We start from the raw sequence: 9,931 nt of genomic DNA on the forward strand, positions 1-9,931 counted from the left end.
GATCGAGAATGCCAACATGAAATAGCCGCTCATTGACCGTCATACCCATCAAGCTCGGATCGTGCTGCTCATCCATAAATGCAGGTCGGCACGGCCATGCCCCAGCGCCAACGTTTTATGGGTTCACGGCCTAGCACGATCGGCCTGGATTTGGCCAAGAATGTCTTTCAGGTTCAAGGTATCAGCGCGACCGGTGAGGTCGTCATTCGCAAGGCGCTGCCGCGATCACAGATGCTGCCGTTGTTCGAGAAACTGCCGCCGTGCCTGGTAGGCGCTGAGGCCTGCGGGACGTCGCATCACTGGGCGCGCGAGCTCACCAAGCTGGGGCATGACGTGAGGCTGATGCCGGCGGCGTACGTGAAGCCGTATGTGAAGCGCTGCAAGAACGATGCCGCCGATGCGGAAGCGATCTGCGAAGCGGTCACACGTCAGACGATGCGGTTCGTGCCGATCAAGTAGCGCGAACAACAGGCGGCTCTGTCCCTGCACCGCGTGCGCAACCTTCTGATCAAACAGCGCACGCAACTGGTCAACATGATGCGCAGCGTACTCGCCGAACTGGGGGGCGCCATCCCGGTCGGGATCAGCAAGGGCTGTGTTATCCATTCAGCCTGGCGGATGGTGGATGAGTTTTTCTGGCGGTACAACAAGTTTATAACGAGGTTCCGCTGCACTTAGTTCGACACCCAATCTCGTACATATCAGATCGATACGCACTGCAGACGTAATAGCAGCGGCGCCCGCAATGCGTGGGTTGAGCACCACCGAAGAATTTTCCAATTGCCCAGTCCGCTAGCGTCGGTCGCTGCCCATGCATGCGCAACCACCGCTTCCCACCCCGTTCGGCCTCTCAGGACTTCGGGGGCTGCGCTCCATAGGGGCACTGTCCGGTTCTCGCCGCTAGAGAACGAATGCAGCCTAATCGGACACGCCCTAGATCAAATTTCGGACGTAGTGCGCGGCATGCTGGACCACGGCCTGAACGTCACGATCAACTCGGACGACCCCGCCTACATGAACAGCAAGTACCTGACGGAAGTCCTCGTCGAGGCGCAGGTGCGCAGTTCGCTGACCTCGGCCGAACTGGTGCGGATACAGCGCAACGCCTTCGATGCGGCGTGGATTTCGCCGGCGGAACGCCGTCCCTATCTGGACCGCCTGGATGCCTTCGCCAAAGCCTGGGGCGTGACCGCCTAGCCGCCCGGCGACGTCTCGGCGCGGATATCCCGGGGCGGTGCGCCGTAGCGCTGCTTGATCGTTCGAGAGAAGTGCGCGACGGTCTGATACCCGCAGCGAAAGGCGATCTCCTCCACACTCAACCGGGTCTGGCGCAGCATCGAATATCCGGACTCGGCACGCTTACGCCAGAGGTATGCAATCGGCGTTTCGTCGAGATGGCGCCGAAACATCGCGATCAGGTATTTTGGGTTGAGCTGCGCGACCGTGGCAAGGCGATCGAGATCCCATGTCTCGCCATAACGCTCGTCGATGGCGCTCTGAACCTCTCGTACGGCTTGGGGCAGTGTCTTTCGCGCATCTCCGACCTCGGACGCGCAGCGGATGTATTCGGCGAAGATGGCTGCCCCGAGCGCGTCGCGCACCATCGCGCGCCCATCGCTGGAAGTTTCAACCCCGACTAGGTCGGTTCTTGCCTCGTCGATCGACTGGAGCAGCGGCGCCGCTCCGCGGAACATCGCACGGAGGCTGTCGACCACCGGCATCGTTGGAGGTAGGCCACGCAGGAAGCTCCAATCGGCTGCACTCAGGCGATGCGGCGGAAAGTGGCACCACATCGTGCGGGTACGCCTGCCCGCTGCGGGGACGACTTCGAGTTCGCGCTCGTAGGTCTGGCACGTCAGCGCGGGTGCCTCGACAGTGCGCGGCCGGCCGTCCTCGACGAACGAGATCGCGCCCTCCAGGATGATCGACACTTCCGCGCGCCGGGCTCGGTAGAAAGCGCGGTATGGGTCACCATCGCTATAGCCCTCGTGGAAGGAGAACCGATTACGCTGGACGAACAGATCCATGGCACTTCTCGCGGTTGATAAGGCCGATCGGGGCGGGACCATGCTCTTCGCGCACGGACATGGTCATTGTCCAACCGTAAATCTCGTACGATCCGTTGCAAAGAATGGAGGGCACCCCGCCCGCGATTTTTTTATGTCGGATCGGAACCCGGGGCAAGTCAGATGACCCGAGGGCATTCTGCTGATGGTTGAAGCTGGATAACTTCGAAGGACAGCCGCCTTTCGCGGCGCGGCGGCGTGGCCGGAAAGAGGGTTGCGATGTTTCACCTGGGTTGGTTCCTTTACGAAGCGGTGCAGGGATGGGGATCGGCCGAGTTCGACCCGGATTATGGCTGGGCCAACCCGCGACTCCACCAAGACATGGCGCGAAGGCTGGAACAGGCCTGCTTCGATTTCATCCTTCTGGAAGATCTCAGCGCCGTTCCCGATACATACGGGGCAAGCCGTGAGGTGTACCTGCGCGAAGCCATCCACGCGCCCAAGTTCGACCCCGCGGTTGTGGCCGGACTGATGGCGGCTGCGACTTCGAACATCGGCATCATTCCCACTCTCACCACCAGTTTCTACCCGCCGTTCCTGCTAGCGCGTCAGGTGCAGACGCTGGACCTGCTGACCGGGGGGCGGGTCGGGTGGAACATCGTCACTTCGTCCAGCGAGCGGGCGGCTCTCAATTTCGGCATGGCCGGTCTGCCGGAACATGACGAGCGCTACGACATCGCCGACGAATACGTCCGGCTGTGCAAGCGTCTGTGGAACTCTTGGGGGCCTGGCGCCGTGGTCGCGGACACAGCGAGCGGTGTGTTCGCCGACTATACCAAAGTGCACGAAGTGGACTTCTCCGGCGCCTACTACTCGGTGAAGGGGCCGCTCAACGTTCCGCCCTCGCCGCAAGGGCAGCCCGTCCTAGCCCAGGCCGGCGCCTCGCCCAAGGGATGCCGGTTCGCGGCGCGACACGCCGATATCGTGCTCACGCCCGTCAACCATCCCCCCGCCATCAAGGCGTTCCGTAACGAGATCCGCCGCCTTGCGGAGGAAGAAGGACGCGATCCCGAAGATGTGAAGGTCATGGCCGTGGCGTTTCCCCATATCTGTCGCGACGAAGCCGAAGCCTACGAAATGCGCGCCGCCATGGCCGACATGCCCGCCAACAGGGTCGAGGCCTGGGTGGCCCAGATCAGCGCGATCACCGGCATCGACCTTGCGCGCTACGATCTCGACGAACCGTTGCCCGCCGAGGTGAACACGAACGGCAGCCGCGGCACGCTCGACTGGCTGCGCAGCAGCGGCGCGACGATCCGGGAGATGGCGCTGCGCATGGCGCGCCAGACGCCCGACACGCCCATGGTCGGCACCGCCGCTCAAGTGGCCGACGAGATGGCGGCCGTCATGGACGAGGTCGGCGGCGACGGTTTCCTGATCGCAGGCCCGCTGACACCCGCGAACGTCAGGCGCATCGTTGACGACCTGGTGCCCGTACTTCAGGAGCGCGGGCAGGTGCGTTCGCGTTATGCCGGCAGCACGCTGCGCGCCCATCTGGGGGAATTCTGATGGTGCGCGGATGGCTTGCCGCCGCGGTCCTGTCGGTCCTGATCATGGGGCCGCGGCCCGCCCTCGCGGCCGAAGAGACAGGCGAAAGTGCCGATCGTGCGTTCGTCATGGGATTGCCCAAGGCGGAACTGCACGTGCACTTCGAAGGGACGATGGAGCCTGAACTTTACCTCGACATGGCGCGGCGCAACGGCATAGCCACCCGCTATGCCACGCCCGAGGATGTGCGCGCTCGCCTGCGCGATGCGCATGATCTGGGCAGTTTTATCCAGATCTACGAGGAACTGGTCGGCGTCATGAAAACAGAGCGTGATTTTCACGACGTCGCCTTGGCCTATTTTCGCAAGGCACGTTCTCAGGGCGTTTTCCATGCGGAGGTCTACGTCGATCCTCAGCTGCATCAGGCACGCGGAGTGTCGCTGGCCACGCTTTACGGGGGCCTGTCCCGCGCCCATGAGGATGCCAAGCGCGAATTGGGACTGGACGCCCGCTTCATCCTCTCGTTCCTGCGCGACCGGCCCGCTCAGCAGGCGGCGCAGGTCCTGGAAGAGAGCCGGCCCTGGCTCGGCTCGCTGATAATCGGCGTCGGGCTGGACAATCCCGAGGTCGACGATTTTCCGGCAAAGTTCCAGGCCGTCTACGCCCACGCCCGCGAACTGGGCCTGCACCTCACCTCGCACTGCGACGTGGATCAGCCCAATACGGTGGCGCATCACTGGGGCGTCATCAAACTGCTCGGGGTCGAGAGAATTGATCACGGTCTCAACGTCTTGAACGATCCAACCTTGATTGAGGAAGTGCGCCGCCGCAAGATCGGACTGACCGGCGCTCCGACCCTGTTCTACGCGGATATCCCTGGTCGGATGGAATACCGGGCAGGCGCGATCGCCCGGCTATTAGACGAAGGCTTGCTGGTCACGGTCAACTCCGATGATCCAGGAATGAAGCGCGGTCTCTACGTGGGCGACCTCATGTTACGCGTGCAACAGACCACCGGCATGGATCGCGCGCATCTCGCCCAGCTTGCGCGCAACAGCTTCGCCATCTCATGGATCCAACCGGCCCAGCGGCGCGCATACGCGTTGCAGCTGAAGCTCTATTTAAGGCGATCCAAGCTCGATTTCACGAAGAAGCCTGCCAGATAGCCATGATCCGCCCTCCACCAAGAATGTTGGGCGGGGGCGGATAGTGGATGTATCACGCTCAGGCCGCCAGACCGTAACGCCTCGCCAGCAATCACGTGAAATCATTTATGACCGGTTCCGATGCAACCGGTCGTTCCGACGCCGGTGATGGACCGGCGTAAGTTGGTCGCTTGCTGCTATTTGGCGGGAATAGGTTGGCATCCGCTTTCCTAAGTCGGTGGTCGGAATGCGAACCGGCAGAACTCCATCCATTTCGGGCCATTGGCCGATGCTGGGCCGATCTCCGAAAGCGGAATAGTGGCGGCTCTATGTTTTAATTCGATGGCGGTCGGGCAGCGCTCGTCCCGACCGACCGCATGCCCGGGAAAATCAAGCGCCGCCGCCACCCCGTCCCGTCTTCACGCGGCGCGCACGATGCCCTCGTCGGGCGAAGGCCCGGATACCTCGGCCTCCTGCTCCCGCGCCCATTCGGCGACCCGGCCGCCCTTTCCACACTGCCGACACCGCCATGCGCAGTAGGGGAACGAGATTGCCGAGCGCGAGCGTACGCTTCATCTGCAACGCGGTCAGCCCGAAGGTCAGGGCGATGCACTCCTTCTCATCGCGCGCATTAACCGGCCGTAGGGCGGGGTGGGCGACAGGAGTGTTCCGGCAGGCCCGCTGACGTGAGTCGGGGCGCACCCGCGAGGCCGCAATGCCATGGAGGACCGGGGCGAAGCCCAGGTTGCGCGCCGCCGCGGCGGGCCTAGAGGATGAGCGCAGCCCGCACCGCCAGCCGGCAGGCCAATCACCCCACGCCATCGAGGCGACGCGATGTCGCGCCGCCGATCCCGCGGGGACAGTCCCCTGCCAGGGATCTTCACGCCCCGGCGACGAGACGGCGGCGAAGCTGGCGGCCCCGTCGAGCGCAAGCGAGATCGAGTGCGGGCGCACACAGGCGCGGGGCAGACTGCCTCTCCACATCTCCACCACACCAACATCCATCAGTCACCGGCCGGCCGGCACCACCCGGTTTCGTATCTCGCCACGCCATGATAGGCTTCGCGCTTCGGAACGGACCACCGGAGGGCCCATGGAAGAAGAACCCTCCACGCTCCAGCTTGCCAACTGGGTGTGGGAATATCTCACCGAGGAACTCGAGCTTAATCCCGCGGAGGTGATTCCCGTCCACCGCGACGTTGCCGCCATCGCCTCGGGCCTAGTCAGGGCGGTGATCGAAAGCCTGGAAAGCCAGGAGCGACCGCTTCACTGAGGGAACCGATCAGCGAGAACGCGTGTTCAGCCTACAGACGCCCCTACCGAGGCGAACTGCGCGGTCCCGATCCCCCCACCCCTCCCGGGGACCCGCCACTCATCAAGGGTCGCTTGCATTGCAAGCGGCCCTTGTCTTCCGACCCAGGCATTCCCCCTTCAGGCTCAACCAGCCACGCGGCTCGCGGCCGAAACCGCGAGAACCGATTGCGGCGAAGCCGCGCTCTTCCCAGATAGGGGGCATGCAGCAGACCATCATCCAGGCCGGGGCGCTGATCCTGCCGCTCGTGATTGGAATCGTGTTTCACGAGGTTGCGCACGGGATGATGGCGCGGCGCCTAGGCGACCCGACCGCCCACGAACAGCGGCGCCTGAGCCTGAACCCATTGCGGCACGTCGAGCCCGTCGGCACCGTGGTGCTGCCGGGCATGCTCGCGCTCGCCGGAGCGCCGGTCTTCGGCTGGGCGAAGCCCGTGCCGGTAAACCGAGAACGCCTGAACAATCCCCGCTTCGGCATGATGGCGGTGGCGCTGGCCGGCCCGCTCAGCAATCTGATCCTGGCGGCCATCGGCGCAGTTCTGCTGGGGCTGATGGCGAGGACCGACGCCACGGGCGGCATCCTCGCCTTCATCGCCCTCAACTTACGCAATTTCGTCCTGATCAACATCTTCCTGGCGCTGTTCAACCTGCTGCCGATCCCACCCTTTGACGGTTCGCACGTCGTCGAAGGCCTACTGCCGCGAGGCGCTGCCCGCGCCTACGCCAAGCTGCGCCCCTACGGCTTTCCGTTACTGTTCCTGTTGCTACTGGTCGTGCCGTACAGCTGGCCCGACCTCCATCTGGTCGAGCGAATCCTCCTGCCGCCGGTCGACTGGGCGACGGACCGTTACGACGCGCTGGCTCGCCTGGTCGCCGGTCCCTGACACCATTCGCGCCGTCGACGCCTATATCCGCCTGCGTCGGCAGAGGCGGATATAATCTTTCCTAACCTGCGCGGGTCGTGGTCGAGGGCTCAGCCGACCAGGCGCCAGCGCATCGTCTCGCCGGCGTGGAAGGGAACCACGTCCATGCCGCCCGCGGCGATGACCTCCGGCACGAGCACATCCTCCCGCATCAACGTCACCGTGCACTCGTTCAGGGGCAGGCCGTAGAAATTGGGACCGTGTTCGGAGGCGAAACCCTCCAGCCGGTCAAGAACGCCGTCCTCTCCGAACACCTGGGCGTAGCTTTCCAGGGCGAAGGGCGCGTTGAAGATGCCCGCGCATCCCCAGGCCGCTTCCTTGCGGCCGATCTCGTGTGGCGCACAGTCGGTGCCGAGGAAGAACTTGGGCGATCCGGACACGGCCACCGCGCGCATGGCGAGGCGGTGGCGTTCGCGCTTGGCGATGGGCAGGCAATAAGCATGGGGACGAATGCCGCCGGCGAAGATCGCGTTGCGGTTGATGATCAGGTGCTGCCGGATGATCGTCGCGCCGAGCTGGGGGCCGTCCCGCAGAACAGGTTTGATGTGAAGACGGGGCGAGCGTTGCACGAGCGCCGTCCAACCTTTGCCGACGCGGGAAGAGGCAACACGGTCGGCATAGTTTGAGAATGCCAGATCAATGGCCCTCTCGGCGCCGTTGCTTGTCCGTCTCGACGGGATCGATGCCTTGCGCGACGAGGATAAGCAGCCTCGACGCTTCTCCACGCGCCGAGGCCGGCGTCAATGGGTCCCGATCGTGTATCGCTTGGTCTTCACTTCACGCCCACCCAACCGGTACTGGATCACGTATGATGTCGATCCGCCGGTCGTCGTCTTCAGACCAAAGCCCTTCAGCTCTTGGTCCCACAGGAACCCCGCAACGCCTTCATCAATGAGAGCATCAAGCGTCCGCTTGGTGATTTTTCCCGGAGCCATGACAATACCTCAGGTACCAAAAAAGTAATCGCCCAGCATCCCCGTTGCGGAAGCAGCCGGATATCGTGGCGTATGGTCGGCGATCTATACATTTGGTTTTACATGATAATGACAAATAAGCGATTGACCTAAATACGCCGAAATCTGAAGTACCTCACCTCAAAAACGAACATAGCCGCTGCGCATTGCGCAACGGCTATGTGAAATTCATTTCCGCCAAAGATGTCCGGTATTCGGACTGACAACGTCAGCCCGAAAAGCCGGATCCACCAGTCAGGAAGGACTGACGGGTTCGTCCTTGTCATCGCTGAGGAGGAAAGCCAGACCAATCCCGGCAAGAACCGCTGCTGCGAGAACTGTTGTTCCCGTGCTCATGCGAAACGCGTTGTCCTGCGCCACATCCTGCGACTTGCGCTCGCCGCTATGGAGAGGGGCTGACGTTGCAAACTGCGCGGCGCCCGGACGTACCGAAGCGTTCGCGGCACCAGCAGTCATAAGCATAACCGAAACAGCGCTGGCGATCGCCGCATTACGAAGCTTCTGCATGATATCTTACCCCTTTGAAGCCCTGATGCCGAAGGAGACGCTAGCAGGCCTCCCCGAATTCAAAGCACGGTCTTCATTACTCCACTCGAATAGCCTATCCGCGGGATAATCGCAAGCTGTTCAGTGCCATCGGCGTGCGCATGTACATCACGCCCGTCGGAATGGAATTCTCTAGCCTCGCCCGGATAGCAAGACCTCAACTGACGGCTCGTTTCCGGCCAGTCCCTGGGCTTATCACGTACCTCTTGCAGAGAAATGATGGTCCCTGGAACCAGGCTCCCGTCCAGCGATAACGCCTGTGCTGACCAGGTTTGCAAAAACCGTCTGCTGGCAGTGGCGAGCCTGAGGTTCGGGCATTTGCAATCGCTAAAATGCCTAAGTATGCCAACGCGTCGAGCTGGGAGAATCTATGCACAGAGTACGTCCTGGTTCGCACACGCTGAGGCTGTTTGCTGACTTGCGGCTGTGGTTGCCGATGGCGCTTGCCCTGTGCCTGTCCGTCATCTTGGCAGGCAGCAGCGCACTCTCACCGCCGGCTTTCAGTATCGTGCTGCTGGCCGCGTGGGCCGCTTGTATTGCCGCTATCAACAGCAACTGCACACGCAGGCATCTCACAAAGGCCGCCTGGCTGATGGGTTTCGCGATCGCAGCGATACCCCTTGCGCAAATGATCCCCATCCCGCTCCGCGCAGCAGGAGCTCTCGCGGGCCACGGGCCTCTGCTTGAAGCCGCGTCATTTCTTCAGGCCAACAGCTGGCGTCCGCTCACGCTGGATATCGAATCGACCTGGCATTCTTTCCTGCTGGCCAGCGGCTACGTCGCTGTGTTCTGGGGCGCCGCGACGCTCAGCCCAAGTGGAAGAGTTGGGCTCATCTACCTTGTGCTTGCATTGGCAATGGCAGGGCTGCTGTTGGGGTTTGTCCAGATGGTCTATCCCGACGCCCGGTTTTATCTACAGCCAGACGCCGTGCGAGGGACGCTGACCGGCTTTTTCGGGAATCGCAATCACGAATCAGATTTGCTGGTGATTGCTGCGGGACTTGCGGTTGCGCTTGCCGGGGCAAGCCCTGTGAGGCTGCAACGGCTGGTTCTTTACGCCTTGGACGGTCGCATTGGTGGTTGGCGAGCTTACGCACGAGAGTCGCGTGGTGGTCCCAACATCAAACCGAGCACCGAGTCTGGAAACGATGATCCGCACGCAGGTCACGGGGAGAGCCGTCGATGAAAGGGCTGTTCAATCGAGTACCGCTGAGAGCGGGTATCGCTGTGATCGGTTTGGGTGTTCTCTCGGGTTGTGCCAGCATCGACATTGGTCAATCGGTCAAGCGCATCAACGACGAAACCTCGGGCTTCACGCAGGGGAATCTGTCGCTGGTGACGAACGATTCTGAAAAGACAAAACTCCGCGGACGAGCCCACTCTCTGTTGGAAAAGCCTTTGAGCCAGTCGCAAGCAGTGGAGTTGGCGTTGGTCAATAGTCCTTCCATGCAAGCCCTGCTGGCGCAGAGTTGGGCTGA

The 9,931-nt window shown here is 62.6% G+C and carries 11 protein-coding genes and 2 pseudogenes; 8 read left to right on the forward strand and 5 right to left on the reverse strand.

Annotated features, from left to right (window positions below; all coding sequences use genetic code 11):
* Positions 1–117: 117 nt before the first annotated feature.
* Positions 118–582, forward strand: a pseudogene (locus VMR39_RS01740) (IS110 family transposase); the annotation flags it as partial.
* A gap of 381 nt (positions 583–963) precedes the next feature.
* Entirely contained in the window at positions 964–1,197 is a 234-nt protein-coding gene (locus VMR39_RS01745) for a hypothetical protein (RefSeq protein WP_325413736.1), read from the forward strand.
* On the opposite strand, the gene VMR39_RS01750 is transcribed toward VMR39_RS01745, so the two are convergent.
* Positions 1,194–2,027, reverse strand: coding sequence for an AraC family transcriptional regulator (locus tag VMR39_RS01750; RefSeq protein ID WP_325413738.1), 834 nt, complete (start codon positions 2,025–2,027; stop codon positions 1,194–1,196). The two genes, VMR39_RS01745 and VMR39_RS01750, sit on opposite strands and share 4 nt — an antisense overlap.
* 258 nt (positions 2,028–2,285) lie before the next feature.
* Here VMR39_RS01750 and VMR39_RS01755 point away from each other — a divergent pair, with 258 nt between their 5' ends.
* Both VMR39_RS01755 and add read left to right on the forward strand, forming a co-directional pair.
* Complete coding sequence (locus VMR39_RS01755; protein ID WP_325413740.1) at positions 2,286–3,575, forward strand: NtaA/DmoA family FMN-dependent monooxygenase; 1,290 nt, start codon at positions 2,286–2,288, stop codon at positions 3,573–3,575.
* Positions 3,575–4,720, forward strand: a complete 1,146-nt coding sequence (gene add, locus VMR39_RS01760; protein ID WP_325413742.1) for an adenosine deaminase — start codon at positions 3,575–3,577, stop codon at positions 4,718–4,720. The genes VMR39_RS01755 and add overlap by 1 nt, the downstream gene beginning before the upstream one ends.
* Positions 4,721–5,089: 369 nt before the next feature.
* On the opposite strand, the gene VMR39_RS01765 is transcribed toward add, so the two are convergent.
* On the reverse strand, positions 5,090–5,704 hold the full coding sequence (locus VMR39_RS01765) for a hypothetical protein (RefSeq protein ID WP_325413744.1): 615 nt from the start codon (positions 5,702–5,704) through the stop codon (positions 5,090–5,092).
* An 88-nt stretch (positions 5,705–5,792) separates the two neighbouring features.
* Here VMR39_RS01765 and VMR39_RS01770 point away from each other — a divergent pair, with 88 nt between their 5' ends.
* Positions 5,793–5,972 (forward strand): hypothetical protein, encoded by a 180-nt coding sequence (locus tag VMR39_RS01770; protein ID WP_325413746.1) that lies wholly within the window; start codon positions 5,793–5,795, stop codon positions 5,970–5,972.
* A 241-nt stretch (positions 5,973–6,213) separates the two neighbouring features.
* The gene (locus VMR39_RS01775; RefSeq protein ID WP_325413748.1) at positions 6,214–6,894 is read left to right on the forward strand and encodes a site-2 protease family protein; all 681 of its coding nucleotides are present in this window, start codon (positions 6,214–6,216) and stop codon (positions 6,892–6,894) included.
* An 89-nt stretch (positions 6,895–6,983) separates the two neighbouring features.
* Here VMR39_RS01775 and VMR39_RS01780 read toward each other — a convergent pair.
* The 3 genes and pseudogenes from VMR39_RS01780 to VMR39_RS01790 all read right to left on the reverse strand — a co-directional run.
* Positions 6,984–7,457, reverse strand: a pseudogene (locus tag VMR39_RS01780) (dihydroorotase); the annotation flags it as partial.
* A 216-nt stretch (positions 7,458–7,673) separates the two neighbouring features.
* Positions 7,674–7,868, reverse strand: a complete 195-nt coding sequence (locus VMR39_RS01785; RefSeq protein ID WP_325413750.1) for a hypothetical protein — start codon at positions 7,866–7,868, stop codon at positions 7,674–7,676.
* Between the two features lie 273 nt (positions 7,869–8,141).
* The gene (locus tag VMR39_RS01790; RefSeq protein WP_325413752.1) at positions 8,142–8,414 is read right to left on the reverse strand and encodes a hypothetical protein; all 273 of its coding nucleotides are present in this window, start codon (positions 8,412–8,414) and stop codon (positions 8,142–8,144) included.
* Positions 8,415–8,823: 409 nt separating this feature from the next.
* Here VMR39_RS01790 and VMR39_RS01795 point away from each other — a divergent pair, with 409 nt between their 5' ends.
* Positions 8,824–9,639 carry a hypothetical protein gene (locus tag VMR39_RS01795; RefSeq protein WP_325413754.1) on the forward strand — a complete coding sequence of 272 codons (816 nt, stop codon included), beginning with the start codon at positions 8,824–8,826 and terminating at the stop codon, positions 9,637–9,639.
* On the forward strand, positions 9,636–9,931 hold a 296-nt coding region (locus VMR39_RS01800; RefSeq protein ID WP_325413756.1), incomplete at its 3' end, for a hypothetical protein. The genes VMR39_RS01795 and VMR39_RS01800, both read left to right, overlap by 4 nt.

This window comes from Sphingobium sp. (genome assembly GCF_035511395.1).
In the GTDB taxonomy this organism is placed as follows: Bacteria; Pseudomonadota; Alphaproteobacteria; order Sphingomonadales; family Sphingomonadaceae; genus Sphingobium.

Bases quoted from the DNA above. Each gene is read 5' to 3' on its own strand.
- VMR39_RS01745 (WP_325413736.1), top strand. From the start codon at position 964: ATGCTGGACCACGGCCTGAACGTCACGATCAACTCGGACGACCCCGCC.
- VMR39_RS01750 (WP_325413738.1), bottom strand. From the start codon at position 2,027: ATGGATCTGTTCGTCCAGCGTAATCGGTTCTCCTTCCACGAGGGCTAT.
- VMR39_RS01755 (WP_325413740.1), top strand. From the start codon at position 2,286: ATGTTTCACCTGGGTTGGTTCCTTTACGAAGCGGTGCAGGGATGGGGA.
- add (WP_325413742.1), top strand. From the start codon at position 3,575: ATGGTGCGCGGATGGCTTGCCGCCGCGGTCCTGTCGGTCCTGATCATG.
- VMR39_RS01765 (WP_325413744.1), bottom strand. From the start codon at position 5,704: ATGGATGTTGGTGTGGTGGAGATGTGGAGAGGCAGTCTGCCCCGCGCC.
- VMR39_RS01770 (WP_325413746.1), top strand. From the start codon at position 5,793: ATGGAAGAAGAACCCTCCACGCTCCAGCTTGCCAACTGGGTGTGGGAA.
- VMR39_RS01775 (WP_325413748.1), top strand. From the start codon at position 6,214: ATGCAGCAGACCATCATCCAGGCCGGGGCGCTGATCCTGCCGCTCGTG.
- VMR39_RS01785 (WP_325413750.1), bottom strand. From the start codon at position 7,868: ATGGCTCCGGGAAAAATCACCAAGCGGACGCTTGATGCTCTCATTGAT.
- VMR39_RS01790 (WP_325413752.1), bottom strand. From the start codon at position 8,414: ATGCAGAAGCTTCGTAATGCGGCGATCGCCAGCGCTGTTTCGGTTATG.
- VMR39_RS01795 (WP_325413754.1), top strand. From the start codon at position 8,824: ATGCACAGAGTACGTCCTGGTTCGCACACGCTGAGGCTGTTTGCTGAC.